The following is a 16,366-nucleotide window of genomic DNA, read 5'->3' as shown; positions in this document are numbered from 1 at the left end:
ATCGGTGGCTTCGGGAGCGCCCGGGGCGAAGCGAAGGCGAGGTGGCGGGAGTGCATCTGACCCCGCATGAACAGGAACGTCTGATGATTCATGTGGCCGCGGAGGTGGCCCGCAAGCGGAAGGAGCGGGGGGTTCGGCTCAACTACCCGGAAGCGGTCGCGATCTTGACCGCACACGTTCTCGAAGGGGCCCGCGACGGCCGCACCGTCGCCGAGCTCATGGTCCCTCCGGACAAGACGGTGCTGTGCCGCGAGGATCTGATGGAGGGCGTTGCGGAGATGATCTCCGATGTCCAGATCGAGGCGACGTTCCCCGACGGCACCAAGCTGGTCACCATCCGCACCCCGCTGGCCGAGGAGGGAGAGCAACCGTCTGATCACCCTGGGAAGATCGACCATCCCCGGGACGCCGAGTTGGTGCCGTTCAATGTCGGCCGTGATGTCACGATTGTGTCCGTCTCCAACGATGACGACCGTCCCATCCAGGTCGGCTCGCACTACCACTTCTTCGAGGTCAATCCCGGCCTGAAGTTCGAACGCGCCGACGCCTACGGCAAGCGGTTGAACATCCCGGCGGGCAGCTCCGTGCGGTTCGAGCCCGGTTGCCCGCTGGAGGTAGAGCTGGTGCCCATCGAGGGCAGGCGCGTCGTCGCGGGCCTGCGCGGTGAGGTCGGAGGTCGTCTCGATGCCTGAGCCCCTGACCTTCAAGAGGCATGACCGGCATGAGCCGCTGACCCGCGTTGAGTACGCGGATCGGTTCGGCCCGACGGCCGGGGACCGGATCCGCCTGGCCGACACCGACCTGCGGATCGAGGTCACCGAGGACTGGTCCGGCGGTCCGGGACGCAGTGGGAATGAGGTCGTCTTCGGCGGTGGCAAGGTGATCCGCGAGTCGATGGGGCAGTCCTGCGCGCCGCGCGACGCCATGGCGTTCGGCGCTCCCCAGCCTCCTGACACGGTCATCACCGGGGCGGTCATTCTGGACCATTGGGGGGTGGTCAAGGCCGATGTCGCCATCCGCGACGGCCGGATTGTCGCGCTCGGCAAGGCTTATAACGACGAGACCATGGACCGGCTGCACGACGGCCACGCCACGGCCACGGACTTTCTGATCGGTGCCGAGACCGAGATCATCTCGGGCAACGGCAAGATCCTCACCGCGGGTGGCGTCGACACCCACGTGCACTTCATCTGTCCCGAGCAGATCCACGAGGCGCTCGCCGCCGGTGTCACCACCCTGATCGGTGGCGGCACGGGCCCGGCGGAGGGCAGCACCGCCACCACGGTCACGCCCGGCGCCTGGCACGTTGGCAGGACGTTCGAGGCGCTGGACGCCTTCCCGGTCAACGTCGGGCTGCTCGGCAAGGGCAGCACCATGTCCACCGAATCCCTCTACAACCAGGTGAAGGCGGGCGTACTCGGCTTCAAGATCCATGAGGACTGGGGCGCCACCCCTGCTGTCCTGCGCCGCTGCCTGGAGGTGTGCAGGGCGACCGGCGTCCAGCTCGCCCTGCACGCTGACTCCCTCAACGAGGCCGGCGCCGTCGCCGACACCATTGAAGCCATCGGCGACCACCCGATCCACGTCTTCCATGTCGAGGGCGCAGGCGGCGGCCACGCCCCCGACATGATCACCATGGTGAGCCTGCCGAACGTGCTGCCCGCCTCCACCAATCCCACCCGGCCCCTCACCGTCAACACGGTCAAGGAGCACATCGACATGGTGATGGTCTGCCATCACCTCAACCCGGAACTGCCGGAAGATCGCGCGTTCGCGGAATCGCGGATCCGGCCCTCCACGATGGCCGCGGAGGACATCCTGCACGACCTCGGCGCCATCTCGATCATGTCGTCGGATGCCCAGGCGATGGGCCGCATCGGTGAAATGATCATGAGGACCTGGCAGACGGCGCACACGATGAAGGCGCTGCGCGGCAGCCTGCCCGGTGACAAGCCCGATGACAAGGCGGGAGACAAGGGGGCCGACAACCATCGCGCCCGCCGCTATGTCGCCAAATACACCATCAACCCGGCGATCGCGCACGGCATCGACCACGAGGTCGGCTCGGTCGAGGTGGGCAAGCTGGCCGACCTGGTGCTGTGGGAACCGAAGTTCTTCGGCGTCAAGACGCACCGGGTGATCAAAGGCGGTCAGATCGCCTATGCGCAGGTGGGTGATGCCAACGCCTCCATCACCACCCCGCAGCCGGTGCTGCCCCGCGCCATGTGGGGCGCCAGCGGCCAAGCGCCTGCGGCCAACTCCGTCAACTTCGTCACCGCGGACGCCATCGAGGCCGGCCTGCTCGCCACGCTCAAGGTGGGCAAGAAGTTCACGGCGATCCGCGACACCCGCAAGGTCTTCAAGGCCGACATGCGGGAGAACAACGCCCGCCCCGCCGTCCGCGTCGATCCCGACACCTTCGAGGTGGAGATCGGCGGAGCGAAGGCCAGAGACGTGGCCACGGAGATCGACGGCGTCGACGTCAAGTGGGACCACCTTGCCCAGGAACTGCCCATGGCTCAGCGGTACTTCCTCTTCTGAGCGCCGCCCAGCGATCGCACCGTGAACGCCAGCACCGTGAACGCCAGCACCGCGAAGGAAAGGTGAGCCACGCACGATGAACCGTGCCGCCCTGCTCGTCCTGGCCGACGGCCGCTTCCCCGCCGGAGGGCATGCGCACTCCGGCGGAGCCGAGGCGGCCGTCACGGCGGGACGCGTTCACGATGTGGTGAGCCTGCAGGAGTTCTGCAGCGGCCGGCTGCACACCAGCGGTCTGGTCGCGGCGGGTCTGGCTGCCGCGGCCGCCGCCGGCTACGACCCACTCCTGCTGGATGAGGCCGCCGATGCTCGTACCCCCGCCCCCGCTCTGCGCCAGAGCGCACGCAGACTCGGGCGGCAGTTGCTGCGCGCCGCCCGCGCCGCCTGGCCGTCGGCCGCCCTTGACGCCCTGGCCGCGGCCCGGCCGCGCGGCTCCCACCAGAGTGTCGTGCTTGGCCTCACCGCCCGCTGCGCGGGCCTGACCTCGCTGGACGCGGCGTACGTGGCGGCCTATGAGAGCGTCAGCGGCCCAGCCACCGCGACCGTCCGCCTGCTCCGGTTGGACCCCTTCGACGCCGCCGCCATCCTCGCCCGCCTCGCCGCCGGCATCGACCACGTCGCGGCGCGGGCAGCCGAATCCGCGCAGCACGCCCTGATCGAGGGCGTCGAGGCGTTGCCCGCCACCTCGGCGCCACTGCTCGACATCACCGCCGAACAGCACGCCGCCCGCCCAGTACGCCTGTTCGCTTCCTGACCGCCGCGCCACCCTTGGACTACCGGAGCAGCCATGCACCTCCACCACAGCGACGCCTTCCCCGAGGACTGCCCTCACGGCCCCGGCGGCTCCCGCGACGAGCGCCCCGACGGGCGCCGTCGCGCCCTGCGCATCGGCCTGGGCGGGCCGGTCGGCACCGGCAAGACCGCCACCGTCGCCGCGCTGTGCCGTGCGTTGCGCGAGGAGCTGTCCATCGCCGTCGTCACCAACGACATCTACACCCGGGAAGACGCCGAATTCCTGCTGCGCGAGGCCGTCCTGCCCGCCCAGCGCATCACCGCGGTCGAGACAGGCGCCTGCCCGCACACCGCCATCCGTGACGACATCTCCGCCAACCTCGAAGCCGTGGAAGACCTGGAGGACCAGCTCGGCTCGCTCGATCTGATCCTCATCGAATCCGGCGGCGACAACCTCACCGCGACCTTCTCCAAAGGCCTGGTCGACGCCCAGATCTTCGTCATCGACGTCGCCGGCGGCGACGACATCCCCCGCAAGGGCGGCCCCGGTGTCACCGCCTCCGACCTGCTCGTCATCAACAAGACCGACCTCGCCCCCTACGTCGGCGCCGACCTGGAGGCAATGGCCCGCGACGCCAAGGCTCAGCGCGGCGGCCTGCCCGTCGCCTTCACCGCGCTCAAGACAGAAGGGGGCGTCACCCCTGTCGCGGACTGGGTCCGCGAGCGCCTGGCGAACTGGAGCGCGAACCCCGCATGACCATCGCGGCCACCCCGGCCACCCCGGCCACGCACACCGCGCGCACCGCGCCGGGCGTGCACGCCACCGCCCGAATCAGGGCGACCACCTCCAACCATGCCACCATCCTCCCTGTTCTGGCCGGCGACGGGCCCTTCGACCTGCGCCGCAACCGCTCCCACGGGAACCAGGCGCGGGTGTGCATCACCGGCGCCATGTGCGCTCCCCTCGGCGGCGACCGGTTGTGCATCGATGTCACCGCCGAACAAGGCGCCAACCTGCACATCACCTCTGCGGCCGCCACCATCGCCCTGCGCGGCCCCACCCCCGAGCACGCCACCTACGACGTTCGGCTCACCGTGGCGGAGCGGGCGTCGCTGCACTGGCTGCCCCAGCCGCTGATCTCCGCCGCACGCAGCAACCTGCGCCAAACCTGCACCATCGACCTGGCCCCCACCGCAAGGCTCGTGCTACGCGAAGAACAAGTTCTCGGCCGCGCCGGTGAGCCCCCGGGCCGGCTGACCACCCGCCTCACCGTCCGTCTCGACGGACGCCCCCTCCTGGACCAGCAGAGCGTCTATGGCCCGGACGCGCCCGGCTGGGACGGCCCAGCCGTCCTCGCCGGCCACCGCGCCGCCGGTCAACTCCTCATCGTCGACCCGGCCTACCGCACACAGCCGTCCGACGTCCGGTTGCTCGGCCACGACCCGGCGCACGGGCAGGCCGCGCTGACCCCGCTCGCCGGACCTGCCGTCCTGGTCACCGCCCTCGCCCCCGACACCCTGCACCTGCGCCGCCTTCTCGACGCGGCTCACACCCTCGCGTGTTCACAGACCCCAAGTGCATCGCCGACCTGAACATACGCCGAAGTATGTGCACAGCCCTCGCCACGTTGGAGCGGCCCATGGGGTGACCGGGGCGGACGGCGTGGTGTGACGACCGCTAGAACTTAAGCACGCGGGGGCCTGCCTTCAACGTTTTCCAGAGCCCGGCGACCACGGCGACCGAACCAGGACCCGCCCGATCTCGCTCAGAAATCGGCCAGGCCTGGGACTGAGTGTCCGTGTCCGAACTGGTGATCTCCTCGACGATCAAACTGCCGGGCTGGAATGTCGAGTTCTCCGATTCGCTCCACGTGATCGCTTGGCTACTGATATTCAAGAGTGGTGCGGGGCAGCGTTCTGTAGGGGGGCGCATTCCGCTGAGGCGTCCAGCCGACAGCAACTGCGGCGGCCGGACGCCTCCTCCCAACATGGCCAAGCCGTTGATGGTGACCGGCCGCCGGCCGCCGGCCGCCGGTCGACGGGCGCGGTACTCATGCCGGGTCGTCCAGCCGATGGCCGTCCACGTCTCCTACGAGCAGGACACGGTCAGCTACACCGGTGGCACCTTCGACAGCGGCCCGTCCTCGCGAACGTGCGGTTCGAACCGCGCCTCGACCTTGAACGTGATGCCCAGGTCGCCGTCAGCTCACCCACATCGCCCACCGCGCCGCGTCTCGGTCGATGGCGGGGGCTGCCTGGGTCAACAGCGCCTACGCCGGAGCTCTGGTCGACTGGGCCCGCGATTTCCTCAGCCTTACCCTCATGATCGTATCCCGGCCTCCCGGGCATACCGGTTGTGGTGCTGCCCAAGAGGTGGGTGGTGAACGTACCCTCTCGTGGATCATGTGAGCCCGGCGCAACTGCCGAGACATGAACGGCCGGTCCAGCGCTCCGAAGCGCACATCTCCCGGGCGGCGCTCGCGACGAACATGGTCCGCCGCGAGCGTCCCTCCTGCGTGAGCGTCTCCTTCACGTGCTGTGGGTCGCAGGCCGCCCCACGTCAAAGGCCCTGGCGCCGGGTTCAGGAGGTGAGGATGCCGAGGCCGTCGCCGAGCAGTTTCAGCCCGAGCACGAAGAACAGGGCGGCCATGACGGCGACGTTGTGCCGGGCCGCCCAGTCCTTCCAGCCGCCGAGCACGCTTCTGGCCCGATCGCCCAGGAACAGGAAGACGGCGAGTGGGGCCAGGATCCCGAGAGAGCCGATGATCACGAAGATGGCCAGGGAGGCGACCTGCTGTCCGGTCGCCACGCCGGAGGAGCTGATCGAGGCGGCGGCGGCGAGGGTCAATGGCGCGTTCTTGAGGTTGGCCGCCGACAGGGCCAGGCCGAGGCCGAAGACCTTGACCGGGCTGAAGCGGTCGATCGCGGCCATCCACTTCGGCAGTTCGGCTGGTGAGGCGCCGGTGGGACGGTGTCGCCATTGTCGGATGCCGAACAGGACGAGCAGGATGCCCAGGACCAGCTTGAGCGCTCCCACCCAGGTGGCCGGCTGATGGTGGGCGGAAGAGCCTCCCGCTCCGCCGATCGCCAGCATCACGCCGCCCAGCACCGACAGTCCTGCCAGCCAGCCGAGGGTGAACAGCGATCCGTTGAGGCGTCCTTGCGGTGTGGCCAGAACGAGGATGATCGCGACGATCGGGAGCGGGCTGACCGCGACGCCGGCGGCCAGGCCCAGGATGTCCCCGAGAGCTTTGCCCATGACGGTCTCCATGTGCCGGTCGGGATGACCTGGTCGGCGCGGCGCCGCGGACCTGACCCGCTGACCTGCCTGAGGAGCCCTTCCCTGCCATCGTCTCACCCGGCGCGTCGCACCTTGGGCGGTGCCCGATCCGGCGGCGAGTCGTTGGGCCAGCGCACGACGGATTCCCCGGGGGCATGAACGAGCGATTCTTTGGCGATCCGCTGACAATCTGACCGCCAAATCGCTGTCCTCGAGCCCGCGTTCGGCCCGTCGGCCTGCCTACGCTGAGCTGTGACCTGGGACTACAACGTGATCCTGCCGCCCCCGGGTCTGGATCGACGGTATTGTCCCGCAGTCGAGCGGCAGGCGAGCGGAGATGATCGAGCGCATGCCATCGCGATTCATCCCATACACCCCGGACATCGAAGCCGCCTGTCCACAATTCGACGAGATGCTGCAGACGGTGATCGCCAAGACCGAGCGGTTCATCGCCGAATCGGTGACGGCCGAGGGCACCGGCCTGGCGGTCCGTGACGCGCACGCCAAGGGGTACGGGATCGTCAGGGGCGAAGTCGAGATCCTCGACCGGCTTCCCACCGAGTACGCGCAGGGCATCTACGCCACGCCGGGACGGCATGACGCGCTCGTGCGCTTCTCCAACGGCTCACCGCACGCGGGCGCCGACGCGCGGCTCGGCCGCGCGACCGGGCTGGCGTTGAAGATGTTCGGCATCGGGGGCCCGACCCTGCTGGAGGACGAGCCCGACACCGGCACCTTCGACTACGCCCTCATCAACGCGCCGGTCTTCTTCTGCAACACCGTGAAGCACTACCTGTTCATTCAGGAGTTGTTCCTGGACGCGCCGAAGTACTTCGCCCAGGGCCCGCCCGGGCGGCATCGCTTCTACCGCGAGTTCGTGACCGGCAAGGGGAGCCTGGAGCCTGATGAGTGGGCGTGGGAGGAGTTCCTGGCCTTCCTCACGGTGGCGCAGCGGCCGCTGGTGAACGTGCTGCTGTCGACCTACTGGACGATGGGCGCCGTCCGGCACGGCGACTACATCGCCAAGGTGCGCCTTGTCCCCGACCCTGGTCGCGCGGCCGCGGTGGTCCATCGCGCCATCGACCTGACCTCGGCGGAGGAGGTGTTCCGGCCGGCCCTGGTGGCCGAGATGCGAGAGCGGCCCTACGCGTTCGACATCCAGGTCCAGCTCTGCGCCGACCTGGAGCGCATGCCAGTGGAGGACCTCACCGTCGAGTGGCCCGAGCGGCTGTCCCCTTTCGTTACGGTCGCCAAGTTGCGCCTGCCGCAGCAGGACATCTCAGCTGAGGAAACTCTCACGAAGATGGATGCGCTCTCTTTCACTCCATGGCGGGTCACGGCCGAACACGCCCCGCTCGGTGAGATCATGCGGGCCCGCAAGGAGGTCTACCGCCGCTCCTCCCTGCAGCGTCACCGGCTCAACCACCAGCAGCGCCGGGAGCCACACAGCGCAGCTGAGGTCTCGCCGTGATTCAGAGACCTCAGGGATAGGGCGGGCCCTCAGCCCTCCAGTGCGGCCAGCCAGCGCAGGGCGCGCAGACCCGGTACGAAGCAGTACTCGCCGCCTCGGGTGACCACGAAGCTGGGCAGGTTCTGCAGGCGGCGCCGGATCGGCTTGTCCGGGATGGTGACGCTGCCGGTCCCGCCGTGATGCCCGGCCACCGGGTCCTTCTCGCCGGGAAAGCCGATGAAGTTGCCGTCATTGACCCACTCGGCCTTGATGAACTCAAACTGACGTTCCAGATGGGCTCCGATGAAGACCCCGACCAGCCCTCGGTCGGCGCCGTCGTCGTCCAGCACGCCCTCCGGCAGCGGCGGGCCGTAGCTGGTGCCGCGGCGGATGAGGCGATGCATGCGCGCGTCGCCGATGATGGCGGAATCGCGGGGGTTGGTACGCCGGATGTGCGCACCAGCCGGGCACCGGAAGCCGCGATCGTCGTTCTCCCGGTACAGGAAGTCGTTGTTGCGCTGGGGGTCGGCGCCCAGCTCCGGGTCGTCGTGCTCCGGGGTCAGCGTCAACGGCGCCCCGCTGGGCCAGCGCCCGACCATCTTCGCCGCCAGGAGCGCCTCTTCCTGGGCGCTGGAGGTGTTCGCGCGCAGGTACCGGCGCCAGGCCGCCACCTTGGTGTGAATCTTGCGCACAGCGACGTAGGTCCCGTTGCGCCCCAGCACCTCGGGGCTGGGCATGGGCGGCAGATTGCCGGTTTCGTCGGGGTAGCCGAGGAGGAACTCGCCCGCCTTGATAGGAGCTTCCCGGGGGTTGGAGCCGGGCAGCCCAAGGCCCTCGATGTTCGGATGACTGATGCCATCGCGGAAGCCGAAGGTGGTACGCCCGGTCGGGAGCTGGCGAACCTCCTGCCGCCAGATCACCTGGACACCAGGCGTGTCCTGGCAGGCGACGCGGGCCCGCTCCAGAGCCTTCTCCAGCCGCGCCGCATCGGGAGACAGGGCACTCAACGCGATATGCACCTCACCCGTTCCGAACGGTGCCTCCCAGTGGGCCGGGGCGCTCTCGCCCACGTCACCGATCAGGTCCGCACGCGCGGCCATGCCCTGGCGAAACGCCCGCGGAAAACTGTCCAGCGACTCCTGCGGCACCCCCAGCGCCCGCAGCCCCTGGTAGGTGAACGCCACCGCAACCCAGGCATCCCTGCTCGGATCCACGCTGGCGAAACCACCCTCGACCGCCGGCAGCAGCCGGCGCAGCAGCGAACGCCCGGCATGGCGGTCATCCACGCGCAGGAAGACGAACCTGCCCACATACGGCATGGGCCGTGGATGCAACGCCCCGCTCTGGATGTCGTCGACCTCGATGGGCACGCTGGCCCCGCTCGCGCTTGCCGCCGCGTTCATGATCGGTTGTGCCTCCGCACTGGTCTTCACCTGGACAACCCCGCGCCGGTCGGCTCGCGCCCGCCGACCCGGTCCATGGCGCGCCGGTACTCACCGCCGCGGCATCCGTGCGCATCGGCCGCTGCCCGCGTCACCCCCGCTGCGCCGCCGGCTCGGCCTCAGGGATCGGTCGTCTTCAAAGCTTCAGCCTGCGGCTTCCTCCATCAGTTTCTGGAAGGCCGGCGTGGCCAGCAGCTCGGCGTTCGCCGGGTTGTCCAGCGCCGCCCGGAACTCGGGGATGTCCAGCACCGCCTGGAAGGCCTCGTTCACGCGTTGGTTCTTCCAGATCTGCTGAACGGTCAGATCGGGATAGGAGCTGACGAAGACCCCCGCGGGCGCCTGCCGGGCGAGGAACCAGTCCTTCACCCCCGGGTCGGTGACGCCAGGGAACCCTTCGGTGTGCGAGAAGACCTTGTCGAAGCGGGCCCCGACCGCCGTCTTGCCGAAGTCGTCGATGTAGGTGTCCCAGGAGCCGTCGAAGACGCTCGCGAACATGTGCCGGGTGTCGTTGTCGAATATCACATGGCGTGCGTCGTGCAGGGTGCCGATCTGGCGCAGCGCCGCACGAGCTTCCACGTCAGACGACCCGCCGGCGAGCGCGGCGAGATCCTCACGCAGCGCATCCGCGTGACCCGGCTTGATCTTGGAAAAGACGGTGAACTCGCTGCACACACCATCCCTCATGCCCGGGCGCTCGGGCTGAGCTGATGAGGTTGAGCCTGGCATCCCAGCCATGATGAGCCTCTCCTGCTACGGATCCGTACGAGGGGCACCAGACGCTCACAGATGCGGCGCCATCGCCCTGACCTCCTATTTTCGACCGCGCCCTACCAGCCACACGGAAAAGGCCGGTCAAGCGGCGGGAGCCGATCCGTACCGATTCGCGGGGGCTATGAGCGGCACCCGGGCCGCCGCACCGACTGCGCGTGAACTCGGCCGAAGACGGCTTGAGCACTGCTTGGAACTCGGGCGGAGGCCCGGCTGAAGATCGCGACCTGGATCACGGACTTCTACAACGTCAAGAGCAGGCACGGCGCCAACGACGGGCTGCCGCCTGTCGCATTCGAGCGTCAGATGATCGAGAAGAGGCGAGCCCTGCTGAGGGCCGCTGTGGCATAGGACCGTCTCCACGGTTTGAGGGGATTGACAGTTCCCTGCGATACCCCGAGGTCTAATCGATGGTGGTGCCGGCGGAGCGGGCCGCGATCTTCTGCTTGAACGCCGTGAACGGCGGTCGCGCGAAGCCGAGCGTGTCCAAGGTGTGGCTTCGCCGCACGACCGGTTTGAGGTGGCTGAACGTCTCGAAGGAGTAGCGGCCGTGGTAGCTGCCCATGCCGCTGGCCCCTATTCCGCCGAAGGGGAGGGCTTCGATGCCGGCCTGCAGCATCGGCGCGTCGAGGCCGACGCCGCCGGAGGAGGTGCGCTCGACGAAGCTCTCGCGGGTGGTGCGGGAGGCGGAGAAGACGTAAAGGGCCAGCGGTTTGTCGTGCGCGTTGATGTAGTCGATGGCCGCCTCGGAGGACGCCATCGCAACGATGGGCAGGATCGGGCCGAAGATCTCCTCGCTCATCAGAGGCGGCTCTGACGCGCCCGGGACCGGGGCCGGCATGCGCACGATGGTAGGTGCGAGATAGCAGGTCTCAGGGTCGGCCTGGCCGCCGAACGCGACGTCCGCGCCTTCCAGGTAGGACAGGAGCCGGGTGTGATGGCGGGCGTTGACGATGCGCCCATAGTCCGGGCTCTGGGCGGCGTCCGGGCCGAGCATGTCGAGCACGGCCCGCTTGAGCGCCTCGATGAGGGTGTCCACGCGGTCGGGGGTGGTCATCACGTAGTCCGGGGCGACGCAGGTCTGGCCGGCGTTCATGAACTTGCCCCACGCGATGCGCCGGGCCACCTGGTCCAGGTGCTTGTCGTCGTCGAACCAGACCGGCGACTTCCCGCCGAGTTCGAGCGTTACGGGCGTGAGATGTTCGGCGGCCGCGCGCAGCACCACGCGGCCGACCGTGCCGTTGCCGGTGTAGAAGATGTGGTCGAAGCGTTGCGTGAGCAGTTCGGTGGTCTCCGGTACGCCTCCCTGCACGAGGTGGATGGCGTCGGTATCCAAGTACCGGGGGATGACATCGGCCAGGACCGCCGAGACCGTCGGGGTCAGCTCGCTCGGCTTCAGGATGACCGCGTTACCGGCGGCGATGGCGCCGATCATCGGCGCGAACAGCAGTTGCACCGGGTAGTTCCACGGGGCGATGACGAGCACGACGCCCAGGGGCTGCGGGATGAGTCTGGCGGTCGCCGGCCACAGACTGAGTGGCAGGCCGACCCGGCGCGGCCTGGCCCACTGCCGCAGGTGCCGGCGCGTGTGGTCGATGTCGGCCAGGAGCACACCGGTCTCGGCGAGCCGGGTTTCGGTCGGGCACTTGCCCAGATCCGTCGACAGGGCGTCCTCGATAAGGGTGGCGTTCTCCCGCAGCAGGCGATGCAGCGCGTCGAGTTGCGTGATCCGCCAGGGCAGAGAGCGCGTCGCGCCGCTGTCGAAGCGGCGGCGGGCGGTGGCCATCACCTCCGCGATACCTTGGCCCGGTCGTTCGATGGTCTCGCTCTGGTGCCTCATCTCAGCTCCGGCCCGCCGTCTTCTGCAGGGCGCGGGCCGCCTCGATGAGCGTCACGCCGTCGGGGCCCCACATCAGCCGCATGTAGTGCCGCTCGAACCTACCCCGCTGCATCATCCAGATGAAGGGCAACGAGATCTTCAGCGTCGCGACCGCCACCGCGCTGCGCGCGCGTCCCATGCCGAGGGACTTGCGCAGCCGGCCAGAGGACGCTCCGGCGGCGAGCTGCCGAAACAGCCCGTGGTCGAGTACCCCGGCGTAGAACAGCGCGGGTAGCTGCGAGCGGTGGAAGTTCTTCTTCATCGTGCCGAACATCTGCATCGGGAAGCTCTGTCCGTTGTCGGGGTAGATCGCCATCGACTTGCTCGTGCCGAAAAGGTCGTCGTACTTCGCGTACAGGCGATCGAGCTCCGCCATCGAGGTCGGGATCTCCTCCTCCGGCGCTCCGACCAGCCGGCAGTAGGCGGCCGTTTCGGCGATGTACTGCTCACGCTGCGCGCGCGAGAGCCGGTGCGGTGGCAAGCCGTCGCGGAAGGCGAAGTTCTCGTACAGCCACAGCATCGAGTGCATCTCGGTCAAGGCCGCCCACATGGCGTCCCGAGGTTCGCTCGCCGCATAGCCCCCCAGTTCGGGCGCGCCCACGTCGATGACGTCGCCTGCCACCTTCTTGTGGATGGTGTGCAGGTGCTTGGCCATCCGGCGGGCGGTCTCGGTGTCGCCCAGCCACATCGGCGCGTGCATGCCCGAGTTCCGCTGGCCGCGTTCGAAGAGGTCGAAGATGGTCACCGTGCCCTTGCGGGTGTTGCGTGACAGCGGGTCGTGATCGCGCACCCCCGCGATGACCGGCTTGTAGGTGGACTGCATGAGCCCCTGGAAGGCGTACTGGAAGACGATGGTGGCCGGGTGCAGGAGCACCTGCCACACCATCGAACCTGGGCCGAAGATGCCGTAGTCCGGCGTGCCGTCCTCCTTCACCGAGCCGCCGGCGGGGACGGGCTCGCCGAACCGGCGCCACCGCTGGGCTGTGCCTTCGATTCGCTCCTTGGTGACGATGCGGAAGTCCTTCGTCCCCGTGCGCTCGCTCCTGCCAGTGTCCATGCTGCGACTCCAACGATCCCGACTCAAGTTCCCGGCCGGGAACTGGAGTGGCAGCGTAGGCTTGTGACCTGCTGATCGTCAAGTCCGACCGCGAAGAGGTAAAGCTCATGGGCCGAGTCGAGGAAACGCCGCGCGCACGAAGCCGCCGCGCCGTCGGCGTCAGGGCCGGCCTCACCCTGCAACGGATCATCGATGCGGCTCGGTCGCTGGATCCGGATGACTTGACCATGCAGGCCGTCGCCGATGCGCTCGGCGTCGATCGCAAGGCGCTCAACCATCACGTCAATGATCGGGAGACCCTGCTCGCGATGGTTGCGATGGAGGCCTTTTCCGACAGCTTCTCGTCCGTGGAGATCGATGGCCACTGCCGATGGCAGGACGCGTGCCGCGCCTTCGCACGGGCCTTCGCCGACAGCGTCTTCGCCGCCGGCAACCTCGCCGAACATCTCCGGCTCAGTGATGCGCATGTGACGAGGGTGCTGGAACCGAGCGAGGCGGTGCTGAAGAAGATGGTCCACGCCGGCTTCGACGACGAGGCCGCGATGCGTTCGCTGTCGCTGCTCGCCAACATCTGCCTGGCCTATGTACGTGATGCGAACCTTGCATCGCGAAGCGGAGTGCCGCCCCGGCCGGTCATCCTGCGCAAAGCACTCGAGCAGCGTGACCCGCACCAGTTCGAAACGCTCACGCGTATCGCCGCTCTACCCGTCACGACCTACGACGACGTTCAGTTCGAACTGGGCATCGAGACGTTCATCCTCGGCACGGAGGCGCTCCGGGAACGTATGGCGAAGTTGAGGAACGTCGATACCGGCGCTGATCACGATCTTGACTGATGAGCCGCCGGTATGTACCACAGGGGCACGGGACCTCATGATAGAGATCGGTGGAGGGCATGCGCCCGTGAACGCTCCGCTGCGACGCTTCTCGGTGCTTCGGTCGGCGGGCAGGGACAAGATGCGACCGAGTCTTTCCCGGCTCCTGTCGTCACATCGGCCCACCGCTGGTGGCGGCCCCGGCTTATTGGCCGATCTCTCTGCGGTCGACCTCGGGCCGATGTCGCTCGTCTATGGCCGTAGCTACGGTGACGAGGTGGGGATCGAGCTTACCGAGCAGGTCTCCTACTACGACGTCAACTTCGCGCTCGCCGGCCGCAATCGGCTCGAGTGCGGCGACGAACGGCTGGTGCTCACGCCAAGAACGGCCGGGATCATCTCGCCGCGCATGCGGGCGGCCATGCACCTCAGCGACGGCTACAGCCAGCTGCACCTGCGCATCGAACGCTTCGCGCTGGAGCGGCACCTCGAGCGGATGCTCGGCAGGCACGTCGCCGGCCCCATCCGGTTCCAGGCCGAGATGGATCTGACCGCGCCGGCGCTCGCGTCCTGGGCCCAGGCCGTCCATCTTCTCGTCCGGGACCTGGACGAGCCGTCGGGCCTGAGCGCATTCGGGCCAGAGCTCAGCCCGTGGCCGGACTTTCTCATGACCGGCCTGCTGCTGGCGCAACCGCACGATCATTCCGCGCAGCTGGCGCAGCGGCCGGACGCCGCCGCACGTCCACCTTCAATGAAACGTGTGGTCGACCTCATCGAGCAGGAGCCCGCGAGCGACCTCTCACCGGCCCGGCTCGCCGCCGTGGCGGGCGTGGGGCCGCGATCCCTGCAGCGCAACTTCCGCAGGTACATGGGCGTGTCGCCGCGGGAGTACATCCAGAGCATCCGGCTCGCGCGGGCGCACGACGATCTCGTCGCCGGGGCCGGTGCCACCGTCGCCGAGATCGCGTTCCGGTGGGGGTTCAGCCACGTGCCGCGCTTCGCAAGCGGCTACAAGGAGCGCTACGGGGTGCCGCCCTCGACGACTTTGCGCTCGTCTCGGCCGGACATGACCACGACGGCGCACCCTTCCCAGGCCTGATCGGGCTCGGAAGGGGGTACGTCGCGGCACCGGCCGTCATCCTCGTGTCGCCCAGCGGATCGGCACGTCGCTGAGTGGATCGGTGCGGCAGTGAGGGCGGCATATCGTCGCGGCGTGGCCGACATTCTGTCGGCCTGTGGTCGCCTCACCCACTCTCCTTGGAGGTTGGCTCATGGACGCACTCAGCGACGGGCCGCGAACGCTCAAGTTCGTGCACACCTACGGTGTGGGTCTGCATGGTGCGGAGTCTGATCCCGATGTCCACGATCCGCGTTGGCAGAAGCGTCAGGTGGACGATTTCGTGGCGTTCGCGGTCGAGGCCGAGGAGCTGGGCTTCGACGGGGTGACGGTGACCGAACATCATGCGCCGTTGATGACGTGCCCGTCACCGCATCTGCTGCTGGCGGCCGCCGCGGTACGGACGAGCCGGATCCGGTTGGGGACGGCGGTGACGGTGCTGCCGCTGTATCACCCGATCAGGGTGGCGGAGGAGGCGGGAACCCTCGACCTGTTGAGCGGGGGCCGGTTCGAGCTGGGCCTGGGGCGAGGCGTGCCGGGTGAAGCGCATATCGCGGTGGGCCGACGGTTGACCCCGGAGGAGCAGAACCAGGGGTGGTCAGAAAGCCTCGAGTTGCTGCAGCTCGCCTTGACCGAGCGGGACTTCACCTACGACGGCGTGTTCCACAAGGTCACTCGTCCGACGACGATCGCGACCCGTCCCCTGCAGGACCCGTTCCCGATCTGGCTGGGCGGCGCGAGCCTGGACACCATGGGCCGAGCCGCCGAGCGGGGCTGGAACGTCATGCGCAACTTCGGCAGCAACCAGGACCACCGAGAGGCGCTGGAGCACTACACCAAGGTCGCCGCCGAGCACGGCCACGTCAGATCCGGCGCGAACATGATGATCGAGAGATTCGTAGCGGTCGGGGAGAGCGAGGAACAGGCCGAGCGCAACCTGCAGAAGATGTCGGACTCCTTCGGGCGGTTCCTGTCACTTTTCACCGCGGGAGGGCGCCGTGCCGTCCCCCAGAGCGATGCCGAGTTCCATGTCGATACCGGCTCGGCCAAGAAGAACAGGCCGGCCATCGCCGTCTTCGGCACCCCCGATCAGGTGATCGAGAATCTCCAGCGGACGATCGACGAAACCGGTGCGCGCCGGCTGCTCGTCGAGCTCTTTTCAACGGAGGACAGGCGGCTGTTCGTGGAGGAGGTCATGCCCGTGTTGAGGGCGCGGAACGCGACAGCGCGCTGAGGCCCGGCCGATCCATGGACAGGACAAGTCTTCGAATCGCGGACCCAGCCCTAT

14 protein-coding genes are annotated in these 16,366 nt (G+C 68.5%); 9 read left to right on the top strand and 5 right to left on the bottom strand.

Going from position 1 to position 16,366, the window contains the following annotated elements; genetic code table 11:
• Window positions 1-50 precede the first annotated feature (50 nt).
• The 5 genes from C4V41_RS13950 to C4V41_RS13930 all read left to right on the top strand — a co-directional run bounded on the left by C4V41_RS13950 (window position 51) and on the right by C4V41_RS13930 (window position 4,863).
• The gene (locus C4V41_RS13950; RefSeq protein WP_103956232.1) at window positions 51-692 is read left to right on the top strand and encodes an urease subunit gamma; all 642 of its coding nucleotides are present in this window, start codon (window positions 51-53) and stop codon (window positions 690-692) included.
• Window positions 685-2,541, top strand: coding sequence for an urease subunit alpha (locus C4V41_RS13945; RefSeq protein ID WP_103956558.1), 1,857 nt, complete (start codon window positions 685-687; stop codon window positions 2,539-2,541). Before C4V41_RS13950 ends, C4V41_RS13945 begins: the two co-directional genes overlap by 8 nt.
• A gap of 76 nt (window positions 2,542-2,617) precedes the next feature.
• Window positions 2,618-3,292: an urease accessory protein UreF gene (locus C4V41_RS13940; protein WP_103956231.1), complete on the top strand. Its 675-nt coding sequence runs from the start codon at window positions 2,618-2,620 to the stop codon at window positions 3,290-3,292.
• A 33-nt stretch (window positions 3,293-3,325) separates the two neighbouring features.
• Window positions 3,326-4,027: an urease accessory protein UreG gene (ureG, locus tag C4V41_RS13935; protein ID WP_103956230.1), complete on the top strand. Its 702-nt coding sequence runs from the start codon at window positions 3,326-3,328 to the stop codon at window positions 4,025-4,027.
• Window positions 4,024-4,863 (top strand): urease accessory protein UreD, encoded by an 840-nt coding sequence (locus C4V41_RS13930; RefSeq protein WP_103956229.1) that lies wholly within the window; start codon window positions 4,024-4,026, stop codon window positions 4,861-4,863. The genes ureG and C4V41_RS13930 overlap by 4 nt, the downstream gene beginning before the upstream one ends.
• 988 nt (window positions 4,864-5,851) lie before the next feature.
• Here the strand turns inward: C4V41_RS13930 and C4V41_RS13925 are convergent.
• Complete coding sequence (locus C4V41_RS13925) at window positions 5,852-6,529, bottom strand: GAP family protein (RefSeq protein WP_103956228.1); 678 nt, start codon at window positions 6,527-6,529, stop codon at window positions 5,852-5,854.
• Between the two features lie 370 nt (window positions 6,530-6,899).
• Here C4V41_RS13925 and C4V41_RS13920 point away from each other — a divergent pair, with 370 nt between their 5' ends.
• Complete coding sequence (locus C4V41_RS13920) at window positions 6,900-8,021, top strand: catalase family protein (RefSeq protein ID WP_103956557.1); 1,122 nt, start codon at window positions 6,900-6,902, stop codon at window positions 8,019-8,021.
• Window positions 8,022-8,050: 29 nt separating this feature from the next.
• Here C4V41_RS13920 and C4V41_RS13915 read toward each other — a convergent pair whose 3' ends face one another.
• The 4 genes from C4V41_RS13915 to C4V41_RS13900 form a co-directional block, all read right to left on the bottom strand.
• On the bottom strand, window positions 8,051-9,433 hold the full coding sequence (locus C4V41_RS13915) for a Dyp-type peroxidase (protein ID WP_235030106.1): 1,383 nt from the start codon (window positions 9,431-9,433) through the stop codon (window positions 8,051-8,053).
• Between the two features lie 153 nt (window positions 9,434-9,586).
• Window positions 9,587-10,114 (bottom strand): hypothetical protein, encoded by a 528-nt coding sequence (locus C4V41_RS13910; protein ID WP_235030105.1) that lies wholly within the window; start codon window positions 10,112-10,114, stop codon window positions 9,587-9,589.
• A 499-nt stretch (window positions 10,115-10,613) separates the two neighbouring features.
• Window positions 10,614-12,050: an aldehyde dehydrogenase family protein gene (locus C4V41_RS13905; protein WP_103956225.1), complete on the bottom strand. Its 1,437-nt coding sequence runs from the start codon at window positions 12,048-12,050 to the stop codon at window positions 10,614-10,616.
• A 1-nt stretch (window position 12,051) separates the two neighbouring features.
• Window positions 12,052-13,146, bottom strand: a complete 1,095-nt coding sequence (locus tag C4V41_RS13900) for an oxygenase MpaB family protein (RefSeq protein ID WP_200823963.1) — start codon at window positions 13,144-13,146, stop codon at window positions 12,052-12,054.
• A gap of 107 nt (window positions 13,147-13,253) precedes the next feature.
• Between C4V41_RS13900 and C4V41_RS13895 the strand changes: the two genes are divergently transcribed.
• The 3 genes from C4V41_RS13895 (at window position 13,254) to C4V41_RS13885 (ending at window position 16,312) form a co-directional block, all read left to right on the top strand.
• Window positions 13,254-13,982, top strand: coding sequence for a TetR/AcrR family transcriptional regulator C-terminal domain-containing protein (locus C4V41_RS13895; RefSeq protein ID WP_103956224.1), 729 nt, complete (start codon window positions 13,254-13,256; stop codon window positions 13,980-13,982).
• Window positions 13,983-14,049: 67 nt separating this feature from the next.
• On the top strand, window positions 14,050-15,060 hold the full coding sequence (locus C4V41_RS13890; RefSeq protein ID WP_200823962.1) for an AraC family transcriptional regulator: 1,011 nt from the start codon (window positions 14,050-14,052) through the stop codon (window positions 15,058-15,060).
• Window positions 15,061-15,232: 172 nt separating this feature from the next.
• Entirely contained in the window at window positions 15,233-16,312 is a 1,080-nt protein-coding gene (locus C4V41_RS13885) for an LLM class flavin-dependent oxidoreductase (protein WP_103956222.1), read from the top strand.
• Window positions 16,313-16,366 lie beyond the last annotated feature (54 nt).

Source organism: Nonomuraea solani, from assembly GCF_900108335.1.
GTDB lineage: Bacteria > Actinomycetota > Actinomycetes > Streptosporangiales > Streptosporangiaceae > Nonomuraea > Nonomuraea solani.
The sequence above is the reverse complement of the archived record's forward strand: the minus strand, read 5'-3'. Positions and strand labels throughout refer to the sequence as shown.

What these genes read in the sequence shown, in the direction of transcription:
- C4V41_RS13945 (WP_103956558.1), top strand. Translation starts at nt 685, where the DNA reads ATGCCTGAGCCCCTGACCTTCAAGAGGCATGACCGGCATGAGCCGCTG.
- C4V41_RS13940 (WP_103956231.1), top strand. Translation starts at nt 2,618, where the DNA reads ATGAACCGTGCCGCCCTGCTCGTCCTGGCCGACGGCCGCTTCCCCGCC.
- ureG (WP_103956230.1), top strand. Translation starts at nt 3,326, where the DNA reads ATGCACCTCCACCACAGCGACGCCTTCCCCGAGGACTGCCCTCACGGC.
- C4V41_RS13930 (WP_103956229.1), top strand. Translation starts at nt 4,024, where the DNA reads ATGACCATCGCGGCCACCCCGGCCACCCCGGCCACGCACACCGCGCGC.
- C4V41_RS13925 (WP_103956228.1), bottom strand. Translation starts at nt 6,529, where the DNA reads ATGGGCAAAGCTCTCGGGGACATCCTGGGCCTGGCCGCCGGCGTCGCG.
- C4V41_RS13920 (WP_103956557.1), top strand. Translation starts at nt 6,900, where the DNA reads ATGCCATCGCGATTCATCCCATACACCCCGGACATCGAAGCCGCCTGT.
- C4V41_RS13905 (WP_103956225.1), bottom strand. Translation starts at nt 12,050, where the DNA reads ATGAGGCACCAGAGCGAGACCATCGAACGACCGGGCCAAGGTATCGCG.
- C4V41_RS13900 (WP_200823963.1), bottom strand. Translation starts at nt 13,146, where the DNA reads ATGGACACTGGCAGGAGCGAGCGCACGGGGACGAAGGACTTCCGCATC.
- C4V41_RS13895 (WP_103956224.1), top strand. Translation starts at nt 13,254, where the DNA reads ATGGGCCGAGTCGAGGAAACGCCGCGCGCACGAAGCCGCCGCGCCGTC.
- C4V41_RS13885 (WP_103956222.1), top strand. Translation starts at nt 15,233, where the DNA reads ATGGACGCACTCAGCGACGGGCCGCGAACGCTCAAGTTCGTGCACACC.